At 58.5% G+C, this 24,446-nt stretch carries 21 protein-coding genes, 5 tRNA genes and 3 rRNA genes; 20 read left to right on the forward strand and 9 right to left on the reverse strand.

Going from position 1 to position 24,446, the window contains the following annotated elements; all coding sequences use genetic code 11:
* Positions 1-58 precede the first annotated feature (58 nt).
* Genes ACSSU5_RS12875 through ACSSU5_RS12890 form a run of 4 tightly spaced genes read left to right on the forward strand, consistent with a single transcriptional unit; the run spans position 59 to position 3,247 of the window.
* Positions 59-652, forward strand: coding sequence for an aminodeoxychorismate/anthranilate synthase component II (locus ACSSU5_RS12875; RefSeq protein WP_027594404.1), 594 nt, complete (start codon positions 59-61; stop codon positions 650-652).
* 9 nt (positions 653-661) lie between these two features.
* A complete protein-coding gene (gene trpD / locus ACSSU5_RS12880) occupies positions 662-1,711 on the forward strand; it encodes an anthranilate phosphoribosyltransferase (RefSeq protein ID WP_264310543.1) in 1,050 nt (349 codons plus the stop codon).
* Positions 1,708-2,523 (forward strand): indole-3-glycerol phosphate synthase TrpC, encoded by an 816-nt coding sequence (trpC, locus tag ACSSU5_RS12885; RefSeq protein WP_492561284.1) that lies wholly within the window; start codon positions 1,708-1,710, stop codon positions 2,521-2,523. The genes trpD and trpC overlap by 4 nt, the downstream gene beginning before the upstream one ends.
* Positions 2,524-2,542: 19 nt before the next feature.
* Entirely contained in the window at positions 2,543-3,247 is a 705-nt protein-coding gene (locus ACSSU5_RS12890) for a lipoate--protein ligase family protein (protein WP_264310541.1), read from the forward strand.
* On the opposite strand, the gene crp is transcribed toward ACSSU5_RS12890, so the two are convergent.
* Complete coding sequence (gene crp / locus ACSSU5_RS12895) at positions 3,244-3,888, reverse strand: cAMP-activated global transcriptional regulator CRP (RefSeq protein ID WP_264310540.1); 645 nt, start codon at positions 3,886-3,888, stop codon at positions 3,244-3,246. The genes ACSSU5_RS12890 and crp overlap by 4 nt on opposite strands.
* A 191-nt stretch (positions 3,889-4,079) precedes the next feature.
* Between crp and ACSSU5_RS12900 the strand changes: the two genes are divergently transcribed.
* Complete coding sequence (locus ACSSU5_RS12900) at positions 4,080-4,502, forward strand: OsmC family protein (RefSeq protein WP_264310539.1); 423 nt, start codon at positions 4,080-4,082, stop codon at positions 4,500-4,502.
* A gap of 40 nt (positions 4,503-4,542) precedes the next feature.
* On the opposite strand, the gene ACSSU5_RS12905 is transcribed toward ACSSU5_RS12900, so the two are convergent.
* From ACSSU5_RS12905 to hemJ, 6 genes are all read right to left on the reverse strand, one after another.
* Positions 4,543-5,583 (reverse strand): DUF2157 domain-containing protein, encoded by a 1,041-nt coding sequence (locus tag ACSSU5_RS12905; RefSeq protein ID WP_492561285.1) that lies wholly within the window; start codon positions 5,581-5,583, stop codon positions 4,543-4,545.
* A 10-nt stretch (positions 5,584-5,593) separates the two neighbouring features.
* Positions 5,594-6,241 (reverse strand): 2-polyprenyl-3-methyl-6-methoxy-1,4-benzoquinone monooxygenase, encoded by a 648-nt coding sequence (gene coq7, locus ACSSU5_RS12910; RefSeq protein ID WP_492561286.1) that lies wholly within the window; start codon positions 6,239-6,241, stop codon positions 5,594-5,596.
* 65 nt (positions 6,242-6,306) lie between these two features.
* A complete protein-coding gene (locus ACSSU5_RS12915; protein WP_492561287.1) occupies positions 6,307-6,645 on the reverse strand; it encodes a histidine triad nucleotide-binding protein in 339 nt (112 codons plus the stop codon).
* A 64-nt stretch (positions 6,646-6,709) separates the two neighbouring features.
* Entirely contained in the window at positions 6,710-7,492 is a 783-nt protein-coding gene (locus ACSSU5_RS12920) for an SDR family NAD(P)-dependent oxidoreductase (RefSeq protein ID WP_264310535.1), read from the reverse strand.
* Positions 7,493-7,560: 68 nt separating this feature from the next.
* Entirely contained in the window at positions 7,561-8,517 is a 957-nt protein-coding gene (locus ACSSU5_RS12925; RefSeq protein WP_264310534.1) for an NAD(P)H-dependent flavin oxidoreductase, read from the reverse strand.
* Between the two features lie 27 nt (positions 8,518-8,544).
* Complete coding sequence (gene hemJ / locus ACSSU5_RS12930) at positions 8,545-8,970, reverse strand: protoporphyrinogen oxidase HemJ (RefSeq protein ID WP_264310533.1); 426 nt, start codon at positions 8,968-8,970, stop codon at positions 8,545-8,547.
* Between the two features lie 142 nt (positions 8,971-9,112).
* Here hemJ and argC point away from each other — a divergent pair, with 142 nt between their 5' ends.
* Together argC and erpA are read left to right on the forward strand one after the other, a co-directional pair.
* Positions 9,113-10,147, forward strand: coding sequence for an N-acetyl-gamma-glutamyl-phosphate reductase (gene argC / locus ACSSU5_RS12935; protein WP_264310532.1), 1,035 nt, complete (start codon positions 9,113-9,115; stop codon positions 10,145-10,147).
* A 145-nt stretch (positions 10,148-10,292) separates the two neighbouring features.
* Complete coding sequence (erpA, locus tag ACSSU5_RS12940; protein ID WP_099455778.1) at positions 10,293-10,643, forward strand: iron-sulfur cluster insertion protein ErpA; 351 nt, start codon at positions 10,293-10,295, stop codon at positions 10,641-10,643.
* 58 nt (positions 10,644-10,701) lie between these two features.
* Here the strand turns inward: erpA and ACSSU5_RS12945 are convergent, their stop codons facing one another.
* Entirely contained in the window at positions 10,702-11,793 is a 1,092-nt protein-coding gene (locus ACSSU5_RS12945) for an anhydro-N-acetylmuramic acid kinase (RefSeq protein WP_492561288.1), read from the reverse strand.
* A gap of 3 nt (positions 11,794-11,796) precedes the next feature.
* Positions 11,797-13,218 (reverse strand): peptidoglycan DD-metalloendopeptidase family protein, encoded by a 1,422-nt coding sequence (locus ACSSU5_RS12950; RefSeq protein WP_264310530.1) that lies wholly within the window; start codon positions 13,216-13,218, stop codon positions 11,797-11,799.
* Between the two features lie 217 nt (positions 13,219-13,435).
* Here ACSSU5_RS12950 and tyrS point away from each other — a divergent pair, with 217 nt between their 5' ends.
* The 13 genes from tyrS (at position 13,436) to tuf (ending at position 24,396) form a co-directional block, all read left to right on the forward strand.
* Positions 13,436-14,635 carry a tyrosine--tRNA ligase gene (tyrS, locus tag ACSSU5_RS12955; protein WP_264310529.1) on the forward strand — a complete coding sequence of 400 codons (1,200 nt, stop codon included), beginning with the start codon at positions 13,436-13,438 and terminating at the stop codon, positions 14,633-14,635.
* A 573-nt stretch (positions 14,636-15,208) separates the two neighbouring features.
* A 16S ribosomal RNA gene (locus ACSSU5_RS12960) occupies positions 15,209-16,745 on the forward strand.
* A gap of 87 nt (positions 16,746-16,832) precedes the next feature.
* Positions 16,833-16,909 (forward strand) — tRNA-Ile (locus ACSSU5_RS12965).
* A 23-nt stretch (positions 16,910-16,932) separates the two neighbouring features.
* Positions 16,933-17,008: transfer RNA gene (locus tag ACSSU5_RS12970), tRNA-Ala, on the forward strand.
* Between the two features lie 237 nt (positions 17,009-17,245).
* Positions 17,246-20,137, forward strand: a 23S ribosomal RNA gene (locus ACSSU5_RS12975).
* Between the two features lie 135 nt (positions 20,138-20,272).
* Positions 20,273-20,388: ribosomal RNA gene (rrf, locus tag ACSSU5_RS12980) — 5S ribosomal RNA — on the forward strand.
* Together the 16S, 23S and 5S rRNA genes with 2 tRNA genes alongside form the textbook arrangement of a ribosomal RNA operon.
* 155 nt (positions 20,389-20,543) lie before the next feature.
* Entirely contained in the window at positions 20,544-21,503 is a 960-nt protein-coding gene (gene birA / locus ACSSU5_RS12985) for a bifunctional biotin--[acetyl-CoA-carboxylase] ligase/biotin operon repressor BirA (protein ID WP_264310528.1), read from the forward strand.
* Positions 21,493-22,242 (forward strand): pantothenate kinase, encoded by a 750-nt coding sequence (locus tag ACSSU5_RS12990; RefSeq protein ID WP_492561289.1) that lies wholly within the window; start codon positions 21,493-21,495, stop codon positions 22,240-22,242. Before birA ends, ACSSU5_RS12990 begins: the two co-directional genes overlap by 11 nt.
* Before the next feature lie 8 nt (positions 22,243-22,250).
* A complete protein-coding gene (locus ACSSU5_RS12995; RefSeq protein ID WP_264310526.1) occupies positions 22,251-22,676 on the forward strand; it encodes a hypothetical protein in 426 nt (141 codons plus the stop codon).
* Positions 22,677-22,828: 152 nt separating this feature from the next.
* Positions 22,829-22,912: transfer RNA gene (locus tag ACSSU5_RS13000), tRNA-Tyr, on the forward strand.
* A 24-nt stretch (positions 22,913-22,936) separates the two neighbouring features.
* A tRNA-Gly gene (locus ACSSU5_RS13005) sits at positions 22,937-23,010 on the forward strand.
* Between the two features lie 29 nt (positions 23,011-23,039).
* A tRNA-Thr gene (locus ACSSU5_RS13010) sits at positions 23,040-23,115 on the forward strand.
* A gap of 87 nt (positions 23,116-23,202) precedes the next feature.
* Positions 23,203-24,396, forward strand: coding sequence for an elongation factor Tu (gene tuf, locus ACSSU5_RS13015; protein ID WP_264310520.1), 1,194 nt, complete (start codon positions 23,203-23,205; stop codon positions 24,394-24,396).
* The last annotated feature ends 50 nt before the right edge of the window (positions 24,397-24,446 follow it).

A 24,446-nucleotide genomic window follows, 5' to 3' on the forward strand; every position in this document is an offset into this window, starting at 1 on the left:
GCGGGCGGTGTAGGAAGGTTCGTATTCTGAAGTCAGTAGATTCAAGAGGTTTAGCCCGATGTTACTGATGATCGACAACTACGACTCATTCACTTACAACGTTGTTCAGTACCTGGGCGAGCTAGGTGCCGAGGTCAAGGTCATTCGCAATGACGAAATGACTATCGCTGAAATCGAAGCCCTCAATCCGGAGCGCATCGTTGTCTCCCCAGGGCCCTGCACGCCGAGCGAGGCGGGTGTGTCGATCGAGGCGATCCTGCATTTTGCCGGCAAGCTGCCGATCCTGGGCGTCTGCCTGGGCCACCAGTCCATCGGCCAGGCGTTTGGCGGCGACGTCGTGCGGGCCCGTCAGGTCATGCATGGCAAGACCAGCCCGGTGCTGCACCGCGACCTGGGGGTCTTCGCCGGCCTCAACAACCCGCTTACCGTTACCCGCTACCACTCGCTGGTGGTCAAGCGTGAAACCCTGCCCGATTGCCTGGAAGTCACCGCCTGGACTGCGCATGCAGACGGTACGGTCGACGAGATCATGGGCCTGCGCCACAAGACTCTGAACATCGAAGGGGTGCAATTCCACCCCGAGTCCATCCTCACCGAGCAGGGCCACGAGCTGTTCGCCAACTTCCTCAAGCAGACCGGCGGCCGCCGCTAAGGATCGAACATGGATATCAAAAGCGCGCTGAGCCGCATCGTCGGTCATCTGGACCTGTCCACCGAAGAAATGAGCGACGTCATGCGTCAGATCATGACCGGCCAATGCACCGAGACGCAGATCGGTGCCTTCCTGATGGGCATGCGCATGAAAAGCGAGAGCATCGACGAGATCGTCGGTGCGGTCTCGGTGATGCGTGAACTGGCCGACAAGGTCGAGCTGAAGAGCCTCGATGGCGTGGTCGATATCGTCGGCACTGGCGGCGATGGCGCCAACATCTTCAACGTTTCCACCGCTTCTGCGTTTGTCCTGGCCGCAGCCGGTTGCCCGGTGGCCAAGCATGGTAACCGGGCCGTTTCGGGCAAGAGCGGCAGCGCCGACCTGCTGGAAGCTGCCGGCATCTACTTGAGCCTGACCCCGGTGCAGGTTGCCCGTTGCATCGAGAGCCTGGGTATCGGTTTCATGTTTGCCCAGAGCCATCACAAGGCAATGAAGTACGCCGCTGGCCCGCGTCGCGACCTGGGCCTGCGCACCCTGTTCAACATGCTGGGCCCGCTTACGAATCCGGCCGGTGTGAAGCACCAGGTGGTCGGCGTGTTCAACCAAGCGTTGTGCCGCCCGTTGGCCGAAGTGCTGCAGCGGTTGGGCAGCAAGCATGTGCTGGTGGTGCACTCCAAGGATGGCCTGGACGAGTTCAGCCTGGCGGCACCGACCTTTGTTGCCGAGCTGAAAAAGGGCGAGATCACTGAGTATTGGGTAGAGCCTGAAGACCTCGGCATGAAGAGCCAGAGCCTGCACGGCCTGGCAGTCGATGGCCCGCAGGCTTCGTACGAGCTGATTCGTGATGCGCTGGGCCGACGCAAGACCGAGAACGGCCAGAAGGCCGCCGAAATGATCGTGCTCAATGCTGGCGCCGCGCTGTATGCCGCCGATCATGCCATGACCCTGGCACAGGGCGTGGAACTTGCCCATGACGTGCTGCACACTGGCCTTGCCTGGGAAAAACTGCAGGAGCTGGGCGCCTTCACCGCCGTATTCAAGCTGGAGAACGAAGCATGAGCGTACCGACCGTGCTGGAAAAGATTCTCGCCCGCAAAGTCGAGGAAGTGGCCGCGCGTAGTGCCCAGGTCAGCCTGGCCGAGCTGGAGCGCCTGGCCAAGGTCGCCGATGCCCCACGTGGCTTTGCCAATGCGCTGATCGAGCAAGCCCAGCGCAAGCAGCCAGCGGTCATTGCCGAGATCAAGAAGGCGTCGCCGAGCAAGGGTGTGATCCGTGAGCACTTCGTGCCGGCGGACATCGCCGTCAGCTACGAGAAGGGTGGGGCGACCTGCCTGTCGGTGCTGACCGATGTGGATTATTTCCAGGGCGCTGATGTGTACCTGCAGCAGGCCCGCGCCGCGGTGTCGCTGCCGGTGATCCGCAAGGACTTCATGATCGACCCTTACCAGATCGTCGAGGCCCGGGCACTGGGTGCTGACTGCGTGCTGCTGATCGTCTCGGCGCTGGATGACGTGAAGATGGCCGAGCTGGCCGCCACGGCCAAGGACGTCGGCTTGGATGTGCTAGTCGAGGTGCATGATGGCGATGAGCTGGAGCGTGCGCTGAAAACCCTGGATACACCGTTGGTGGGGGTGAACAACCGCAATCTGCACACCTTCGAAGTCAGCCTGGAAACCACCCTTGACCTGCTGCCGCGCATTCCGCGCGATCGCCTGGCGATTACCGAGAGCGGTATTCTCAACCGGGCCGATGTGGAGCTGATGGCAATCAACGAGGTTTACTCGTTCCTGGTGGGGGAGGCGTTCATGCGCGCTGAACAGCCTGGGCTGGAACTGCAGCGGTTGTTCTTCCCGGAGCAGGTGAACCAATAACAACATCAAAGGTGGATCAATGACCGATCAGCCCCTGGCCCTGACCGTTGAACAAGGCCTGCACGCCGAACAAGACCTGCTGGCCGCCGTTTGCCGCGGCGAGCACGATTACGGTGTACTGTTCTGGCGCCCGACCGACCATGCCCTGGTCATGCCGCGCCGCATGAGCCGCCTGGACAACTTCGAAGCCGCCTGTGCTGAGCTGGCGATCGCCGGCTGGCCGGTGCTGTTGCGCGAGACCGGCGGTGAGCCGGTGCCGCAATCGCATGCCACGGTCAATGTGGCACTGGTCTATGTGGCACCGCGCAGCGAAGGTGACCATGGGCGTATCGAAAATGCCTACGAACGCTTGTGCCTGCCGTTGTGCGAGGTACTACGGGAGTGGGGCGGGGTGGCTTCGGTGGGCGAGATCGATGGGGCGTTCTGCGATGGCCGCTACAACGTCAATCTCAATGGCCGCAAGCTGGTCGGCACGGCCCAGCGCTGGCGCCAGGGGCTGGGTGGCAAGCGCCCAGTGGTGCTGGTGCATGGCGCATTGCTGCTGGATAACGAGCGTGAGTCGATGGTCGCGGCGGTCAACCGCTTCAACGAATGCTGCGAGCTGGAGCAGCGTTGCCGCGCCGATGCGCATATCGCCCTGCACGAAGTGGCGCCCGAAGCGCCCTGGTTCGAGCGCCTCTCGCAGGCTTATGCCAAAGTGCTGGCAGATCTGCCCAAGGACTAACGGGTGCCGTAGACCACCATGGTCTTGCCCTTGACCTGCACCAGGCTGCGTTCTTCGAGGTCTTTGAGGACGCGGCCGACCATCTCCCGCGAACAACCGACGATACGGCCAATCTCCTGACGGGTGATCTTGATCTGCATGCCGTCGGGGTGGGTCATCGCATCAGGTTGTTTGCACAGCTCAAGCAGGCAGCGCGCGACCCGCCCAGTAACGTCGAAGAAGGCCAGGTCACCCACCTTGCGCGTGGTGTTACGCAGGCGCTGGGCCATCTGGCCGCCCAGGGCGTAAAGAATGTCTGGGTCCTGCCGTGAGAGTTCGCGAAACTTGTCGTAACTGATCTCTGCCACTTCACATTCAGTCTTGGCGCGTACCCAGGCGCTGCGCTGCTGTTCGCCTTCTACGGGTTCGAAAAGCCCAAGCTCGCCAAAGAAATCACCGTTGTTGAGGTAGGCAATGATCATTTCGTGACCCTCGTCGTCCTCGATGAGGATGGTCACCGAACCCTTGATGATGAACGACAGTGTTTCGGCCTTGTCGCCGGCGCAGATGATATTGCTCTTGGCGGTGTAGCGGCGGCGCTGGCAGTGCACCAGCAATTTGTCGATGTTCTTGATCTTGGCGGGTAGGGCGGAGGCAACCATCACGAAATCCTGTTCGATACGACGCATAGGTTTCTTATAGGAAGTGTCTGACGGCGAGCGCCAGTCATTTGGCGCCAGCTTATCAGACAGAACGGGATGTTTCGGTACTAAACCGACACGTCTCGAGCTTTTCCCACAGCCACACAAGGTCTAAGCTGACACCCTTTTCCGAAAATTAGGAGTCCGGGTAGATGAAGGCACGTATCCAGTGGGCCGGTGACGCGATGTTCCTCGGTGAGTCGGGGAGCGGGCATGTCGTCGTGATGGACGGCCCGCCTGAGGCCGGTGGCCGAAACCTGGGCGTGCGCCCGATGGAAATGCTGTTGCTTGGCCTGGGTGGCTGCAGCAGCTTCGATGTGGTGAGCATCTTGAGAAAGTCGCGCCAGGCAGTGGAAAGCTGCGAGGCATTTCTGGAGGCTGAGCGCGCCAGCGAAGACCCCAAGGTGTTCACCAAGATTCACATGAACTTCGTGGTCAAGGGCCGTGGCTTGAAAGAAGCCCAGGTCAAGCGCGCGGTGGAGCTGTCGGCGGAGAAGTACTGCTCGGCTTCGATCATGCTCGAGCGTGCGGGTGTCGAGATTACCCACGGTTACGAGATTGTAGAGCTGGGTTAAGTTCTGGATTGTTGGGGCCGCAAAGCGGCCCCGGCGTTCTTCAGTTGCGCAATGCCGGAAGGGCTACCCGCAACCATTGCGGTACTACGTTTCTGAACGCCTGGCTCAACCGCTCCCGCCGCTTCTGGTAGACCAGACCCAGCCAGATCACACCCAGCCCGATCAAGGTCAGTACCACCGGGAACAGCAGCGACTCGGCAAACACCTCGTATGACAGATACCCCAGGTACGCCGCCACACCCAATGCCCCGAACACCATGAACACCGGCCTGCGCAACAGCACGGCCATGCCCATCAAGCCGATATTGATCAGGCAGTAGAGGGCTTTGCCCAGCTCGCTGCCGCTGTCCACCAGCGTCAGCCCACCCCAGAACGCAGCGAGCCCAGCCAGATAGCCCCAGTGGGCATAGTCCTCACGGGTACGGCCGTCCACCAGCAGAAATACCAGCAGCATGCCCAGACCGAACCAAAGTGACACCTCGCGTCGTTGCTCCCAGCTGAACGGCGAGCCGTAGAACCATTCGCTGAGGTCCATCGACATGAACCACAGTGCCACGGCAATTGGCATCACGATGAACGGGAAGGGGATCAGCCTTAGCATCAGCAGCCCAGCGACAACCGTTGCCGCCTCCATCAACAGCCAGCCGCCCTGCACATAGATGTAGTACTGGTGATAGGCGCTTTGCCTGTCATCCAATGGCCACCAGCCAACCAGGCGCTCGATGGCGAACACTGCCAGCGGCACGATGCTGACTGCGACCGCAGCCAGTACACCGGCGGCAATCGGCTGGGCGCGCCGTTGCAGAGTGAGGGCGAAGAGGGTCAGCAGGGTGATGTACAAGGTGGCGATGGCCAGCAGCGCCGAGTCGCCGATCTGCATCCACGCTTCGGTAAGCAGCCAGCCCATGGCGCCCATGATGAGCAAGGCGCCGAAATAGAAGGCGACGTGCGCCAGTTGGAAGCTGCCACGCGTTGCCGGTTGCTGGCGTAGAAACTGCAACAGGGCCTGGTCCTGGCCCGGTTGGAGGATACCGGCGTGCACGGCGCGCGCCAGGTCCTTGGCGCTGAAACGTTCCGTCATGGGCGTGCCTTCAGATGCGGTAAGTGCTTTTGGTCATGACCTTGGCCAGCAGGCTCATGCCGAAACGCACCGGGGCAGGGAAGCGATAGCCGCCCGCTTCGAGGGCAGACTCGGCGTGCTGCTCTTCATCGATGCGCATTTGCTCAAGGATGGCGCGGGACTTTTCGTCCTCGTGCGGGATCTGCTCCAGGTGTTCGTCCAGGTGCTTGCACACCTGCTGCTCGGTGGCTGCAACGAAGCCCAGGCTGACCTTGTCGCTGACCAGGCCAGCGAGTGCGCCGATGCCGAACGACATGCCGTAGAACAGCGGGTTGAGTACGCTCGGGTGGCTGTTCAGCTGACGGATACGCTGTTCACACCAGGCCAGGTGGTCGATTTCTTCCTCGGCGGCGTGCTCCATGGCCTTGCGTACCTGGGGCAGCTTGGCAGTCAGTGCCTGGCCCTGGTACAGCGCCTGGGCGCAGACTTCGCCGGTATGGTTGATACGCATCAGGCCAGCAATGTGGCGGCTCTGGGTGTCGTCCAGGTCGGCATCCGGCTGGACGATGGCCGGGGATGGGCGGGACGGTTGGCCGCTGAAGGGCAGCAAGGTGCGCATGGCGGTATCGGCCTGCAGCAACAAGCGGTCGAGCGGCGAGTAGTGACGTTCGGTAGCCATCGGGCACCTCCGCAAGAGTGTGCCCGACAGTTTACCGCAATAGCGCAAGGGTCGCTTGCCCTGGATCAGCCCGGTGGCCAGTGCATCTGGCGCTGGCCAAGCACGTGCATATGGATGTGGTAGACGGTCTGGCCACCTTTCGGATTGCAGTTCATGACTACACGGAAACCTTCTTCGCAGCCTTGCTCGACAGCCAGACGCTGGGCAGTGAACAGGATGTGGCCGGCCAGGGCCTTGTCTTCCTCGGTCAAGTCGTTGAGGGTGCGGATGTGTTTCTTGGGGATAACCAGAAAATGTACCGGCGCCGCTGGGGCAATATCCTTGAAGGCCAGAATCTGGTCATCTTCGTAGATGATCTCTGCCGGGATTTCCCGGTTGATGATTTTGAGGAATAGATCGTCCACAGCACTTGCTCCATGGTGAGGGTCCGGGCCGAGTGTACTCAGCCGAGCGCCGCTCGCCCAGTGGCTATTCCATTCCGACCGGGCAGTAGCGGCGATGGATCACCCCGGCGAGCTTGCGCACCAGCCAGCGGGGTAGCAGGCGTGGCGCGAATGCCAGCCAACGGTTGCGCCGACCGGGGGTGATCAGCATGCGGTTTTTGTCCAGGGCGCGCACGGTGTACAGGGCCACTTCCTCAGGGCTGAGGCAACGTGTGCTGCCTTCGAGCCGGGGAATGCGCCGGCGTGATGAGCGCACCGGGCCAGGGCATAACACCGAGACCTTGATACCGGTACGCTTGAGCTCCTCGCGCAGTGCTTGGGTAAAGCTCATCACATAGGCCTTGCTGGCCGCGTAGGCCGCCATCCAGGGGCCCGGTGCGACAGCGGCCAGGCCGGCGACATTGAGGATCTGCCCGCCACCCTGCACGGCCATCAGGTTGCCGATGGCATGGCAGAGACGGCTCATGGCGAGGATGTTGACCTCCAGCAGGTCCTGTTCGTCGGCCCATTCGTGGGCCAGGAACGGCCCATAGGTGCGCAGGCCCGCGCAGTTGACCAGCAGGTCTATACGCCGCTCACCTTCTTCCAGCTCAAGCACGAAGCCCGACAGGCGAAGCGGCTGGCTGAGGTCGCACGCGCGGAACAACACCTCGACACCGAAGCGTTGGGTCAGCTCGATGGCCACCGGTTCCAGCGTCTCGCGCTGGCGTGCCACCAGGATCAGGTTGCGCCCGCGCCGTGCCAGGGCTTCCGCCAGGGCCAGGCCCAGGCCGCTGGAAGCACCAGTGATCATGGCGTAACGGGTCATGCAAAGGCTCCTGGGGGCTGAAGAGGGCGCCTAGTGTACAGCTTGGCCGGGCAAGGTGTTGCCTTTTGCTACAAGGCCTGGGTGCGAATACCCTGGCAGCGTTCCAGGGCCTCTCGGTACTCGCTTTGCAGGCGTTCGATCAGTACGCGGGCGTCGGGCAGATCATGAATGCCGCCTACTCCCTGGCCGGCCGACCATACGGTTTTCCAGGCCTTGGCTTCGTCGTCGATCGGCTTGAGTTTGCCCGGTGCGTGGCCATTGTTGAGCGCGTTGATGTCGTAGCCCGCCTGCTCCAGGCTCGGGCGCAGGAAGCTGGCCGGCACGCCGGAGACTGCCGGGGTGTGGACGATATCGGCGGCATGAGCATCGAGCAGCATCTGCTTGTAGGCATCCTGGGCCTGGCTTTGCGTGGTGGCGATGAAGCGGGTGCCCATGTACGCCAGGTCCGCGCCCAGCAGTTGTGCCGCGAGAATTTCATGGCCGTGGTTAAGGCAGCCCGCCAGCAGCAGGGTCTTGTCGAAGAACTGCCGGATCTCGGCCACCAGGGCGAACGGGCTCCAGGTGCCGGCATGGCCACCGGCGCCCGCTGCGACTGCAATCAGGCCGTCGACACCCGCCTCGGCAGCCTTCTCGGCATGGCGCCGGGTGGTGACATCGTGGAACACCAGCCCGCCGTAGCTGTGCACGGTGTCGACCACTTCCTTGACCGCCCCCAGGCTGGTGATGACGATCGGCACCTTATGCGCCACGCACAGCGCCAGATCAGCCTGCAAGCGTGGGTTGGTCGGGTGCACGATCAGGTTCACCGCATAGGGTGCCGGTGACTGCAGTTGCGCCAACCCCGCCTCGATTTCTTCAAGCCAGGCCTTGAACCCCGCACTGTCGCGCTGGTTCAGTGCCGGGAAGCTGCCGACTACGCCACTGGCGCAGCAGGCCAGCACCAGCCTGGGGTTGGAAATCAGGAACATCGGTGCTGCGACCACGGGCAGGCGCAGGCGTTGTTCGAGCGAGGCGGGCAATGACATGGCAAGGCTCCTGAATGGGGGTTACCGTCAGAACGGTTTGACCACCACGAGAATTACGATACCCAGCAGGAACAGCACCGGGACTTCGTTGAACCAGCGATAGTAGACATGGCTGCGGGTATTGGCGCCGCTGGCGAAGCGTTTGCGCTGCGCGCCGCACATGTGATGGTAGCCGGTCAGCAGAATCACCAGGGTGAGTTTGGCGTGCAGCCAGCCCTGGCTCAGCCAGCCCGGGGTCAGGTAGAGCATCCAGGCGCCGAATACATAGGTGGCGATCATGGCCGGGTTCATGATGCCGCGGAACAGCTTGCGTTCCATGGTCACGAAGCGTTCTTGGCTGATGCTGTCCTGGCTCTGGGCGTGGTAGACGAACAGCCTGGGCAGGTAGAACAGGCCGGCGAACCAGCAGACCACGCTGACGATGTGCAGCGCTTTGATCCATAGGTAAAGCATGGAGGGAGTTCCTTCAGGTTTTCACGGTCGTCAGATAGTAGTGGTCAAGCGCCCGAAGGGTCACCCGAAGAGTTGTTACAGGCGGCTTGCGCCCCTATTATCGTGCGCTTTCCAGTGGGCTCGTTGATAAGGGGCAAGCGTTATGATCAAGGTCGGTATCGTCGGCGGCACGGGTTACACCGGCGTCGAACTGTTGCGTCTGCTGGCGCAGCATCCACAGGCCGAAGTGGCGGTCATCACTTCGCGCTCCGAGGCGGGTGTGGCGGTAGCTGACATGTACCCGAACCTGCGTGGCCACTACGACGGCCTGGCGTTCAGTGTGCCGGACAGCAAGGCCCTGGCGGCGTGCGACGTGGTGTTTTTCGCAACGCCGCATGGCGTTGCCCACGCCCTGGCGGGCGAACTGCTGGCGGCCGGGACCAAGGTGATCGACCTGTCGGCCGACTTCCGGCTGCAGGACGCCACCGAGTGGGGCAAGTGGTATGGCCAGCCTCATGGCGCGCCAGAGCTGCTCAAGGATGCCGTCTATGGTCTGCCTGAGGTCAATCGCGAAAAAATCCGCCAGGCACGCCTGATTGCAGTACCAGGCTGCTACCCGACAGCAACCCAGCTGGGCTTGCTGCCACTGCTGGAGGCCGGCCTGGCCGACCCGTCGCGCCTGATTGCCGACTGCAAGTCGGGTGTTAGCGGTGCTGGGCGTGGCGCTGCGGTAGGTTCGCTGTTCTGCGAAGCGGGCGAGAGCATGAAGGCCTATGCAGTCAAGGGCCATCGTCACTTGCCGGAAATCAGCCAGGGCTTGCGCCTGGCGGCGGGCAAGGACATCGGCCTGACCTTCGTGCCGCATCTGACGCCAATGATCCGTGGTATCCACGCCACCCTGTACGCAACCGTGGCAGATACGTCGGTCGACCTGCAGGCGCTGTTCGAAAAGCGTTATGCCGATGAGCCGTTCGTCGATGTGATGCCGGCCGGCAGCCACCCGGAAACCCGCAGCGTGCGCGGTGCCAACGTCTGCCGTATTGCCGTTCATCGCCCGCAAGGTGGTGATCTGGTGGTGGTGCTCTCGGTAATCGACAACCTGGTCAAAGGGGCCTCGGGCCAGGCGGTGCAAAACCTCAACATCCTGTTTGGCCTGGATGAGCGTATGGGCCTGTCCCACGCGGGCCTGCTCCCATAACGGGGTAAGCAAGCCAAAGGCCCGCCATGCGCGGGCCTTTTTGTGGGAGCGACTAAAGCCGCACAATTGTTGACCGATTTTCTCGGAGAAGCGGATAATGCGCGTCATCGAGTTTTATGGCGGCAACTGCGCCGGGAGAATCAGCATGAGCGTCGAAACCTTCACCCCTACCGGTCTGGAATTCACCCAAGGGGCAGCCCAAAAGGTGAAGACCCTGGTCAACGAAGAAGGCAATGAGCGTCTGAAGTTGCGAGTGTTCGTGACCGGCGGTGGCTGCTCGGGCTTCCAGTACGGTTTCACCTTCGATGAAGATGTGGCCGAGGATGACACCATCGTCGAGCGTGAAGGCGTATCGCTGGTGGTCGACCCGATGAGCTTCCAGTATCTGGCAGGTGCCGAAGTGGACTATCAGGAAGGTCTGGAAGGCTCGCGCTTCGTCATCAAGAACCCGAACGCCGCCACCACCTGCGGGTGTGGTTCTTCGTTCTCGATCTGATCACGGGCTGTACGAAAACGCCGCGCATTTGCGCGGCGTTTTGCATTCTGCCAGGGCGTTACGCGGGGTAGATGGCGCCAAGCACGCGCAACCCGCGGGCAGCCGTCACACTGGGGCGGTTGGCGGGGATGCCTTCCAGGCAGCAATGGGCAAGCCAGGCGAAAGCCATGGCCTCTACCCAGTCCGGGTCGACGCCATGGGCTGCGGTGCTGTCCACCTGGGCACCTGGCAGCAGCTGGGCAAGCCGGCGCATCAGCGTGCCATTGCGGGCCCCGCCACCGCATACCAGAAGTGCCTCGGTGCCTTGCTGAGCGTTGCACAGTGAGTCGATGATGCTGCGAGCGGTTAGCTCCAGCAGGGTTGCCTGCACATCCTCGGCACGATAGGGCGGCTGGTTGCTCAGGTGGCTGTGCAGCCACGCCAGGTTGAACACTTCGCGGCCTGTGCTTTTGGGGCCGGCGCCGGCAAAAAACGGGTCGCGCAGCATCGCCGCAAGCAGGTCCTCGATCACCACGCCACTCGCCGCCCAGGCACCGTCAGCATCGTAATGCTGGCCGCGCGTGTGCTCGATCCAGGCGTCCAGCAACACGTTGCCGGGCCCACAGTCGAAACCATGCACCGGCGTGTCGCTTGCGATCAGGCTGAGGTTGCTGAACCCCCCCACATTAAGCACGGCGAGCCGTTTGCCCAGGTGGCCGAACAACGTTTCGTGAAAGGCCGGGACCAACGGCGCCCCTTGCCCGCCAGCGGCCACATCGCGGCGGCGGAAGTCGCCGATCACGCTGATCTGAGTGAGTTCGGCAAGCAATGCCGGGTTGCCGATCTGCACGGTGAAGCCGCGGGCAGGCTCGTGGCGGATTGTCTGGCCATGGCTGCCGATGGCGCGAATGGCGCTTGCCGGTAGCCCTTGGCTTACGAGCAAATGGCCAATGCCTTCGGCCGCCAGGCTGGCCCAGCGGTTTTCGGCCAATGCAGCGCGCGCAATCTCGTCAGGCCCGCTGGCGCAAAGGCTCAGCAGGTCCTGGCGAAGGTCGGCAGGCATGGGGATATAGTGAGTGGCGAGCAGTTGCGGCTGCTCGCGCTGTTCGATCAGGGCGATGTCCAGGCCATCGAGGCTGGTACCGGACATGACCCCCAGATAAAGCGCCATATCTCAGCGCTTGTTCGCAGCGAGCATGGTGGCCTTTTCCTGATCCATACGGGCAATCAGTGGCTGGCTCTGCTGCATGAAACGTTGGCGTTCGGCCTTGGCAATCGGGTCGGCCATCGGCACTTTCTGGCTCAGCGGGTCTACGTGAACGCCGTTGACCTGGAACTCGTAATGCAGGTGCGGGCCGGTAGAAAGGCCGGTAGTGCCGATGTAGCCGATGATCTGGCCTTGCTTGACCGAGCCGCCGGTCTTGATGCCTTTGGCAAAGCCCTGCATGTGACCGTAAAGCGTCTTGTAGCGGTTGCCGTGCTGGATGACCACGGTATTGCCGTAGCCGCCACGACGCCCGGCCAGTTCAATGCGACCATCACCTGCAGCCTTGATCGGCGTGCCACGTGGTGCGGCATAGTCGACACCTTTGTGGGCGCGGATCTTGTTCAGAATCGGGTGTTTGCGGCCCGCAGAGAAGCGCGAGCTGATGCGCGCGAAGTCGACTGGGGTGCGGATGAACGCTTTGCGCAGGCTGTTGCCATCGGCAGTGTAGTAGTTGGTATTGCCTTGTTTGTTGGTGTAGCGCACGGCGGTGTAGGTTTTGCCGCGGTTGGTGAAGCGTGCGGACAGGATGTTGCCGGTCCCGACCACCTTGCCATCCATGACTTTCTGCTCGTACACCACGTCGAATTCGTCTCCCGGGCGGATGTCCTGGGCGAAGTCGATGTCGTAGCCCAGCACGCGTGCCATGTCCATGGTCATGCTGTGGGACAGGCCGGCGCGTTGGGCGGAGGCCGAGAGCGAGCTCTTGATCACACCATGGGCGTAGGCCGTGCGGACCACGGGTTTGCTGATTTCGCGGTTGAAGCTGTAGCCCTTGGCGTTCTTGGTCAGGCGAATGGTTTCGAGGTTGCTGACCTTGCTGTGCAGGTTGGTCAGCTGGCCATCCTTGTCGAGCTCGAACTGCAGCACCTGGCCGTGCTTGAGCTGGCTGAACTGCTTGGCCTGCTTGTTGCTGGCCAGCACCTCATGCACCGCAGTGGCAGGCAGGCCGACCTTTGCGAACAGGGTTGAAAGGGTGTCGCCACGCGCTACGGTGACTTCACGGTGGCCGGGCTGTTTGGCGGCTTCGGCTACTGGTGCTACCGCAGGCGCTTGCTGCTCAGCCTTTTGGGTGGCCGTATCGGCCTCTTCGATCTGAGCGAAAGGCGAGCTTTGCTCAGCGTCGGCCTGCACCAGGGGTGCAGCCTTGGACTCTTCTTTCAGTTGCTCGACCGGGCTTTCCAGTTCGAGGTTGAGGGTGGTCTTCTTGGCTTCGACTTCGCTGGAGGGAAACACCAGCAGGGCCAGGCTGAGCAGGGCGGCGATGCCGCTGGCGGCCAACAGATGGCTTTTCGGATAAAGCGGGGGCGCTTTAGGCGGTTCGTTGGTCATAGGTAAGGTGACTTTTTGAAGAAAAGTGAATATGGAAAAGATGAATGACATGATGAAGATGAAATAACTGTATAAAATATAACCAAATCCATTTTCACGCAAGGGCGCGTAGACGCCGCAAGCCTGCGGTCAGGTCACATTCCGTTGCGAAACTTGTATTTGATGGCCGATCTTGTATGGTTGGCTCCCCTTGAATCTGAGCCTTGCGGGTCTGTCTATGAAGTCGGTTGAAGAGCAGCTGGCGCTTATCAAGCGCGGTGCGGAAGAAGTATTGGTCGAGTCGGAACTGGTGGAGAAGCTCAAGCGCGGCCAGCCTCTGCGCATCAAGGCAGGTTTCGATCCGACCGCGCCTGACCTGCACCTGGGGCACACCGTGCTTATTAACAAGCTGCGTCAGTTCCAAGAGCTGGGTCACCAGGTCATCTTCCTGATCGGTGACTTCACCGGCATGATTGGTGACCCGAGCGGCAAGAGCGCCACGCGTCCGCCACTGACCCGCGAGCAGGTCCTGGATAACGCCGAGACCTATAAGCAGCAGGTGTTCAAGATCCTGGATCCGGCCAAGACCGAGGTCGCGTTCAACTCCACTTGGATGGACACGCTGACTCCGGCCGATTTTATCCGCCTGGCGTCGCAGTACACCGTGGCGCGCATGCTTGAGCGCGATGACTTCGACAAGCGTTACACCACCAATCAGCCGATCGCCATTCACGAGTTCCTTTACCCGCTGGTGCAGGGTTATGACTCCGTTGCGCTGAAGGCCGACGTGGAGCTGGGCGGTACCGACCAGAAGTTCAACCTGCTCATGGGGCGCGAGCTGCAGCGCGCTTATGGCCAGGAAGCACAGAACATCGTAACCATGCCGCTGCTCGAAGGGCTCGACGGCGTGAAGAAGATGTCCAAGTCGCTGGGTAACTATGTGGGTATCCAGGAAGCACCGGGGGTGATGTACAGCAAGCTGGTGTCGATCCCGGACACGCTGATGTGGCGTTACTTCGAGCTGCTGAGCTTCCGTTCGATGGAAGAGATCGAGCAGTTCCGTGCCGATGTTGCCAATGGCGCGAACCCGCGTGACATCAAGATCAAGCTGGCGGAAGAGATCGTTGCGCGCTTCCATGGTGAGGAGGCGGCTGCCAACGCTCACCGTGCGGCGGGTAACCGTATGAAAGAGGGCGAGTTGCCGGAAGACCTGCCTGAGATCGAAGTTGGCGCAGCTGAAGACTTGCCGATTGCGGCCGTGCTGAACCGTGCGGGCCTGGTGAAGAACTCGGCGATGGCGCGCGACCTGCTCAATGGTGGCGCGGTCAAGGTTGACGGTGCTGTGGTTGATCGTGACTTCATGTTTGCGCTTGGCTCGACCCATGTGTGCCAGGCGGGCAAGAAGGCGTTTGCCCGGGTCACCCTCAAGGCTGAGTGATCGCTTGCTGGTGTAGCTATATATAGAAGCGGGGAGGTCGGAAGGCCTCCCCGCTTTGTTTTCAGCGATATTAAGGTTTCTTGAAATTAAAGGTTGACGGGGTTTCGAATCCCCTTATAATGCGCCCCACTTCCAGCGTAGTTGGAACGAGAAACTCCTTGAGTATCAAAGAGTTAATCGATTCAGGTGATGATGGAAGTGCTTCGATCGAAAGATCGTCAGCGGTTGAAATGGTGGTTGACAGCGCTTCTAAACGCTGTAGAATTCGCCTCCCGCTACGAGAGATCGCAGCGAGTTAAGTGTTTGAAGCTAAACGAGATTCTCGCGAAAAACTTCAAAATAAACGCTTGACAGGCTCTGAGGAAAGCGTAGAATGCGCGCCTCGGTTGAGACGAAAAGCTCTTAACCAAACGCTCTTTAACAAATTGAATCAAGCAATTCGTGTGGGTGCTTGTGAGTATGGACTGATAGTCACAAAGATTATCAGCATCACAAGTGACCATGCGAGAAATCACATAGTCATTTGAGATTGCTGAGCCAAGTTTAGGGTTTCTTAAAAACCCAAGCAGTATTGAACTGAAGAGTTTGATCATGGCTCAGATTGAACGCTGGCGGCAGGCCTAACACATGCAAGTCGAGCGGATGAGAAGAGCTTGCTCTTCGATTCAGCGGCGGACGGGTGAGTAATGCCTAGGAATCTGCCTGGTAGTGGGGGACAACGTTTCGAAAGGAACGCTAATACCGCATACGTCCTACGGGAGAAAGCAGGGGACCTTCGGGCCTTGCGCTATCAGATGAGCCTAGGTCGGATTAGCTAGTTGGTGGGGTAATGGCTCACCAAGGCGACGATCCGTAACTGGTCTGAGAGGATGATCAGTCACACTGGAACTGAGACACGGTCCAGACTCCTACGGGAGGCAGCAGTGGGGAATATTGGACAATGGGCGAAAGCCTGATCCAGCCATGCCGCGTGTGTGAAGAAGGTCTTCGGATTGTAAAGCACTTTAAGTTGGGAGGAAGGGCAGTAAGCGAATACCTTGCTGTTTTGACGTTACCGACAGAATAAGCACCGGCTAACTCTGTGCCAGCAGCCGCGGTAATACAGAGGGTGCAAGCGTTAATCGGAATTACTGGGCGTAAAGCGCGCGTAGGTGGTTTGTTAAGTTGAATGTGAAAGCCCCGGGCTCAACCTGGGAACTGCATCCAAAACTGGCAAGCTAGAGTACGGTAGAGGGTGGTGGAATTTCCTGTGTAGCGGTGAAATGCGTAGATATAGGAAGGAACACCAGTGGCGAAGGCGACCACCTGGACTGATACTGACACTGAGGTGCGAAAGCGTGGGGAGCAAACAGGATTAGATACCCTGGTAGTCCACGCCGTAAACGATGTCAACTAGCCGTTGGAATCCTTGAGATTTTAGTGGCGCAGCTAACGCATTAAGTTGACCGCCTGGGGAGTACGGCCGCAAGGTTAAAACTCAAATGAATTGACGGGGGCCCGCACAAGCGGTGGAGCATGTGGTTTAATTCGAAGCAACGCGAAGAACCTTACCAGGCCTTGACATGCAGAGAACTTTCTAGAGATAGATTGGTGCCTTCGGGAACTCTGACACAGGTGCTGCATGGCTGTCGTCAGCTCGTGTCGTGAGATGTTGGGTTAAGTCCCGTAACGAGCGCAACCCTTGTCCTTAGTTACCAGCACGTTATGGTGGGCACTCTAAGGAGACTGCCGGTGACAAACCGGAGGAAGGTGGGGATGACGTCAAGTCATCATGGCCCTTACGGCCTGGGCTACACACGTGCTACAATGGTCGGTACAGAGGGTTGCCAAGCCGCGAGGTGGAGCTAATCTCACAAAACCGATCGTAGTCCGGATCGCAGTCTGCAACTCGACTGCGTGAAGTCGGAATCGCTAGTAATCGCGAATCAGAATGTCGCGGTGAATACGTTCCCGGGCCTTGTACACACCGCCCGTCACACCATGGGAGTGGGTTGCACCAGAAGTAGCTAGTCTAACCTTCGGGAGGACGGTTACCACGGTGTGATTCATGACTGGGGTGAAGTCGTAACAAGGTAGCCGTAGGGGAACCTGCGGCTGGATCACCTCCTTAATCGACGACATCAGCCTGCTGATGAGCTCCCACACGAATTGCTTGATTCACTTGTATAAAGACGATGCTGTAACGCGACCCTGTTATAGGTCTGTAGCTCAGTTGGTTAGAGCGCACCCCTGATAAGGGTGAGGTCGGCAGTTCAAATCTGCCCAGACCTACCATTACATGGTGCAGCCTAGACTACGGGGCCATAGCTCAGCTGGGAGAGCGCCTGCCTTGCACGCAGGAGGTCAGCGGTTCGATCCCGCTTGGCTCCACCACTTCCGCAGTATGCAGTAGCTTGTCAGAACTTAGAAATGAACATTCGGTGATGAATGTTGATTTCTGACTTTTGTCAGATCGTTCTTTAAAAATTCGGATATGTGATAGAAATAGACTGAACACTACTTTCACTGGTAGTGGATCAGGCTAAGGTAAAATTTGTGGGCTCGAAAGAGCAAAACGAATTTTCGGCGAATGTCGTCTTCACAGTATAACCAGATTGCTTGGGGTTATATGGTCAAGTGAAGAAGCGCATACGGTGGATGCCTTGGCAGTCAGAGGCGATGAAAGACGTGGTAGCCTGCGATAAGCTTTGGGGAGTCGGCAAACAGACTGTGATCCAGAGATCTCTGAATGGGGGAACCCACTCAGCATAAGCTGAGTATCTTGTACTGAATACATAGGTGCAAGAGGCGAACCAGGGGAACTGAAACATCTAAGTACCCTGAGGAAAAGAAATCAACCGAGATTCCCTTAGTAGTGGCGAGCGAACGGGGACCAGCCCTTAAGTTGGTTTGAGATTAGTGGAACGCTCTGGAAAGTGCGGCCATAGTGGGTGATAGCCCCGTACACGAAAATCTCTTATCAATGAAATCGAGTAGGACGGAGCACGAGAAACTTTGTCTGAATATGGGGGGACCATCCTCCAAGGCTAAATACTACTGACTGACCGATAGTGAACTAGTACCGTGAGGGAAAGGCGAAAAGAACCCCGGAGAGGGGAGTGAAATAGATCCTGAAACCGTATGCGTACAAGCAGTGGGAGCCTACTTGTTAGGTGACTGCGTACCTTTTGTATAATGGGTCAGCGACTTATATTCAGTGGCGAGCTTAACCGAATAGGGGAGGCGTAGCGAAAGCGAGTCTTAATAGGGCGTTTAGTCGCTGGGTATAGACCCGAAACCGGGCGATCTATCCATGGGCAGGTTGAAGGTTAGGTAACACTGACTGGAGGACCGAACCGACTACCGTTGAAAAGTTAGCGGATGACCTGTGGATCGGAGTGAAAGGCTAATCAAGCTCGGAGATAGCTGGTTCTCCTCGAAAGCTATTTAGGTAGCGCCTCATGTATCACTGTAGGGGGTAGAGCACTGTTTCGGCTAGGGGGTCATCCCGACTTACCAAACCGATGCAAACTCCGAATACCTACAAGTGCCGAGCATGGGAGACACACGGCGGGTGCTAACGTCCGTCGTGAAAAGGGAAACAACCCAGACCGTCAGCTAAGGTCCCAAAGTCATGGTTAAGTGGGAAACGATGTGGGAAGGCTTAGACAGCTAGGAGGTTGGCTTAGAAGCAGCCACCCTTTAAAGAAAGCGTAATAGCTCACTAGTCGAGTCGGCCTGCGCGGAAGATGTAACGGGGCTCAAACCATGCACCGAAGCTACGGGTATCATCTTATGATGATGCGGTAGAGGAGCGTTCTGTAAGCCTGTGAAGGTGAGTTGAGAAGCTTGCTGGAGGTATCAGAAGTGCGAATGCTGACATGAGTAACGACAATGGGAGTGAAAAACTCCCACGCCGAAAGACCAAGGTTTCCTGCGCAACGTTAATCGACGCAGGGTTAGTCGGTCCCTAAGGCGAGGCTGAAAAGCGTAGTCGATGGAAAACAGGTTAATATTCCTGTACTTCCAGTTATTGCGATGGAGGGACGGAGAAGGCTAGGCCAGCTTGGCGTTGGTTGTCCAAGTTTAAGGTGGTAGGCTGAGATCTTAGGCAAATCCGGGATCTCAAGGCCGAGAGCTGATGACGAGTTGCCTTTAGGCGACGAAGTGGTTGATGCCATGCTTCCAAGAAAAGCTCCTAAGCTTCAGATAACTGGGAACCGTACCCCAAACCGACACAGGTGGTTAGGTAGAGAATACCAAGGCGCTTGAGAGAACTCGGGTGAAGGAACTAGGCAAAATGGCACCGTAACTTCGGGAGAAGGTGCGCCGGCGAGGGTTAAGGACTTGCTCCGTAAGCCCATGCCGGTCGAAGATACCAGGCCGCTGCGACTGTTTATTAAAAACACAGCACTCTGCAAACACGAAAGTGGACGTATAGGGTGTGACGCCTGCCCGGTGCCGGAAGGTTAATTGATGGGGTTAGCGCAAGCGAAGCTCTTGATCGAAGCCCCGGTAAACGGCGGCCGTAACTATAACGGTCCTAAGGTAGCGAAATTCCTTGTCGGGTAAGTTCCGACCTGCACGAATGGCGTAACGATGGCGGCGCTGTCTCCACCCGAGACTCAGTGAAATTGAAATCGCTGTGAAGATGCAGTGTATCCGCGGCTAGACGGAAAGACCCCGTGAACCTTTACTATAGCTTTGCACTGGACTTTGAATTTGCTTGTGTAGGATAGGTGGGAGGCTTTGAAGTGGGGACGCCAGTTCTCATGGAGCCATCCTTGAAATACCACCCTGGCAACTTTGAGGTTCTAACTCAGGTCCGTTATCCGGATCGAGGACAGTGTATGGTGGGTAGTTTGACTGGGGCGGTCTCCTCCCAAAGAGTAACGGAGGAGTACGAAGGTGCGCTCAGACCGGTCGGAAATCGGTCGTAGAGTATAAAGGCAAAAGCGCGCTTGACTGCGAGACAAACACGTCGAGCAGGTACGAAAGTAGGTCTTAGTGATCCGGTGGTTCTGTATGGAAGGGCCATCGCTCAACGGATAAAAGGTACTCCGGGGATAACAGGCTGATACCGCCCAAGAGTTCATATCGACGGCGGTGTTTGGCACCTCGATGTCGGCTCATCACATCCTGGGGCTGAAGCCGGTCCCAAGGGTATGGCTGTTCGCCATTTAAAGTGGTACGCGAGCTGGGTTTAGAACGTCGTGAGACAGTTCGGTCCCTATCTGCCGTGGACGTTTGAGATTTGAGAGGGGCTGCTCCTAGTACGAGAGGACCGGAGTGGACGAACCTCTGGTGTTCCGGTTGTCACGCCAGTGGCATTGCCGGGTAGCTATGTTCGGAAGAGATAACCGCTGAAAGCATCTAAGCGGGAAACTTGCCTCAAGATGAGATCTCACTGGGATCTTGAATCCCCTAAAGGGCCGTCGAAGACTACGACGTTGATAGGTTGGGTGTGTAAGCGCTGTGAGGCGTTGAGCTAACCAATACTAATTGCCCGTGAGGCTTGACCATATAACACCCAAGCAATTTGAGCGTAAGACGCCGAATTGTGGTGGTGAAGACGAAATAACCGAAAGTTCGTAACCACAAATATCGCATATCCGAATTCGCTGGGCTGTCCATCTGGACATTCTGGCTACAGAATTTCTTGACGACCATAGAGCATTGGAACCACCTGATCCCATCCCGAACTCAGTAGTGAAACGATGCATCGCCGATGGTAGTGTGGGGTTTCCCCATGTGAGAGTAGGTCATCGTCAAGATTCATTTCGCAAAACCCCTATCTGCGCAAGCAGGTAGGGGTTTTGTCTTTTTGGCTGAAAAACTCCCTGTTTGTAGTGTTTCTGGGCGGCCCTTTTCCTATGCAAGCCCACTACCCATAGCTATCATGCCAGCCTTATTCCAAGTCGAGACTGGCATGCTGAAGTTGTTGAATCTCCTCAAGGATGGCCGATTCCATTCCGGAGAAGCCTTGGGGGCAGCCCTCGGGGTGAGTCGCAGCGCCGTTTGGAAGCAGCTGCAGCACCTGGAGAGTGAGCTGAACCTCACCATTCACAAGGTTCGTGGGCGTGGCTACCAGCTAGCCGCTCCTCTTGCTCTGCTCGAAACGAAGGCGATCGCCGAGTTTGCCGAGGGTGAGCAGTGGCCCGTCTTCATCCACGAAACCATCGATTCGACCAACGCTGAAGGGTTGCGGCTTGCGGGCGAGGGGCAGGCTGCTCCTTTTCTGGTCCTGGCCGAGCGCCAGAGCGCTGGGCGTGGCCGCCGCGGTCGCCAATGGGTAAGCCCCTTCGCGGAAAACCTCTATTACAGTCTCGTCCTGCGCGTCGAAGGTGGGATGCGCCAGCTCGAAGGGTTGAGCCTGGTGGTGGGGTTGGCGGTAATGCGTACGCTGCAGGGCTTCGGTGTAAAGGATGTGGGGCTGAAGTGGCCCAATGATGTGCTTGTGCGTGGGAAGAAGATCACTGGCATCTTGCTTGAGTTGGTCGGTGATCCAGCAGATGTCTGCCACGTTGTCCTGGGTATAGGCATCAATGTGAACATGCAGACCAATGATCAGGTCGACCAGGAGTGGACATCGATGCGGCGCGAAGTCGGTACCGCAATTGATCGAAATCGGCTGGTGGCAATGCTCAGTCAGCAGCTGCAACATGAATTGGCACGTCACCGCCGCTATGGTTTTGCTGCGTTCCAGGAGGAGTGGGAGCAGGCGCACCTTTGGCAAGGGCGTAATGTATCGCTGGTAGCCGGCAGCACCCGAATTGATGGGGTGGTGCTAGGTGTGGACGGGCAGGGCGGCTTGCGCCTTGAGGTCGAGGGTGTGGAAAAGAGCTTCAGTGGTGGTGAGCTCAGCCTGAGGTTGCGTGATGATTCTTGAGCTCGATTGCGGAAACAGCTTCATAAAATGGCGGGTGATTCATGCCGCCGACGCTACGATCGTGGGCGGTGGTATTGTCGATACGGACCAAGCGCTGGTAGCTGAGGTCAGTGCGTTGGCGTCGCTGCGTTTGTCGGGCTGTCGTATCGTCAGTGTGCGTAGTGAAGAAGAAACTGCGGCACTTTGCGCGCTTATCGGTCAGGCGTTCTCCGTGGCGGCACGAGTCGCAGAGCCTGCCCTGCAAATGGCTGGGGTGCGTAATGGTTATGAAGACTATCAGCGCCTGGGGATGGACCGTTGGCTCGCAGCGCTGGGGGCATTCCACCTGGCCAAGGGGGCGTGTCTGGTCATTGACCTTGGGACCGCCGCCAAAGCTGACTTCATTGCCGCTGATGGTGAGCACCTGGGTGGTTACATCTGCCCGGGCATGCCGCTGATGCGTAGCCAGTTGCGCACCCATACGCGGCGTATCCGCTATGACGATGCTTCGGCGGCGCGTGCATTGACAAGCCTTGCACCAGGGCGCTCGACCGTCGAGGCTGTGGAGCGTGGTTGTGTGTTGATGCTGCAGGGTTTTGCCCGTACTCAGCTCGAACAAGCGCGTGCGTTGTGGGGGGAGGACTTTACTGTGTTCCTTACCGGAGGGGATGCGCCGTTGGTGCGTGAAGCTGCGCCGCAGGCTCGCGTAGTCCCTGACCTGGTTTTCGTTGGCCTGGCAATGGCCTGTCCACTGGACTGAGGTGCTTTATGCGTTGGTTGTTTCTGCTGTTGCTGGTGCTGAACGTCTTCTATTACGTCTGGCATCAACAGGAAGCCCCGCTCAAGGTCAAGGATGTCGCCCCGCTGTCGCTGTACAAAGGTAATCAACAAGAGATCCGCCTGTTGCGTGAAACGGGCGTGTCTGCGCCGGCCCGTCGTCGTGATGAATGCCTGGTCGTAGGTGGTCTGGCGGGTAGAGAGCAACTCGACGCACTCCGCCAGCGCTTGCTGAGCTTGGATATCGATGCTCTGCCGGTGTTGGGCCAGTTGCCGGGTGCAGAGGGTCTCTGGCTCAAGATTTCCCCGGAAAGCGAGCGTTTGCTGGACCCAGAGGTGCTCGCCACTCTTTCCAGCGATTTCAAAGACTTAAAACATAAAATTATTTTCTGCCAGGGTATTGCAACTGGCGAATAGCTTGATAGAATGGCGCCCGCTTCACAGGGAACACCACTTAGGTGGTAGAGCTGGAGGCGGTGTCAACGCTGCTAAGTTTCAGATTTGATTGAAAAAATTTGAAAAAAAGCTTGACACTAGGGCGGCAGACAAATAGAATGCCGGCCACATCTGGAGGGATTCCCGAGCGGTCAAAGGGGACGGACTGTAAATCCGTTGCGAGAGCTTCGAAGGTTCGAATCCTTCTCCCTCCACCAGTTTTAGCGAGAGCCGCAAGCTCCGCGGGTATAGTTTAGTGGTAGAACCTCAGCCTTCCAAGCTGATGATGCGGGTTCGATTCCCGCTACCCGCTCCAAGTTTGCTGGGTTTTGCGCAATGTGTTTCGCTCTTGTAGCTCAGTTGGTAGAGCACACCCTTGGTAAGGGTGAGGTCAGCGGTTCAAGTCCGCTCAAGAGCTCCATATAAACAAGGCAGATATGAAAATATCTGCCTTTGTTTTATCAGCTTTATCAGCGTAAGACTATTTCTTCTGCGGAGGACTGTATCGATGGCTAAGGAAAAGTTTGATCGTTCCCTACCACACGTGAACGTTGGCACTATCGGCCACGTTGACCATGGTAAAACCACTCTGACTGCAGCTCTGACTCGCGTCTGCTCCGAAGTTTTCGGTTCGGCAGTCGTTGATTTCGACAAGATCGACTCGGCTCCGGAAGAAAAAGCGCGCGGTATCACCATCAACACCGCGCACGTCGAGTACAACTCGAAGATCCGTCACTACGCTCACGTCGACTGCCCAGGTCACGCTGACTACGTGAAGAACATGATCACCGGTGCTGCCCAGATGGACGGCGCGATCCTGGTTTGCTCGGCCGCCGATGGTCCGATGCCACAAACCCGTGAGCACATCCTGCTGTCCCGTCAGGTTGGCGTTCCGTACATCGTGGTCTTCCTGAACAAGGCTGACCTGGTAGACGACGCTGAGCTGCTGGAACTGGTCGAGATGGAAGTTCGCGACCTGCTGTCCACCTACGACTTCCCAGGCGACGACACCCCGATCATCATCGGTTCGGCTCGTATGGCGCTGGAAGGCAAAGACGACAACGAAATGGGCACCACCGCTGTCAAGCGTCTGGTTGAAACTCTGGACAGCTACATCCCAGAGCCAGAGCGTGCTATCGACAAGCCGTTCCTGATGCCAATCGAAGACGTATTCTCGATCTCGGGTCGTGGTACTGTTGTTACCGGCCGTATCGAGCGTGGCATCGTCCGCGTTCAGGATCCGCTGGAAATCGTTGGTCTGCGTGACACCACCACCACCACCTGCACCGGCGTTGAGATGTTCCGCAAGCTGCTGGACGAAGGTCGTGCTGGCGAGAACTGCGGCGTCCTGCTGCGTGGTACCAAGCGTGACGACGTTGAGCGTGGCCAGGTTCTGGTCAAGCCAGGTTCGGTCAAGCCGCACACCAAGTTCACCGCAGAAGTCTACGTTCTGTCGAAAGAAGAAGGCGGTCGTCATACTCCGTTCTTCAAAGGCTACCGTCCTCAGTTCTACTTCCGTACCACTGACGTGACCGGTAACTGCCAGCTGCCGGAAGGCGTTGAGATGGTAATGCCAGGTGACAACATCCAGATGGAAGTCACCCTGATCAAGACCATCGCAATGGAAGACGGTCTGCGCTTCGCTATCCGTGAAGGCGGTCGTACCGTCGGCGCCGGCGTCGTAGCAAAAATTATTGAATAAGTAGTTGATTTACTTGATCAGGCCGGTATAATGGCCGGCCTGATACAGCG

Source organism: Pseudomonas sp. E1MeOHC2 (assembly GCF_058745025.1).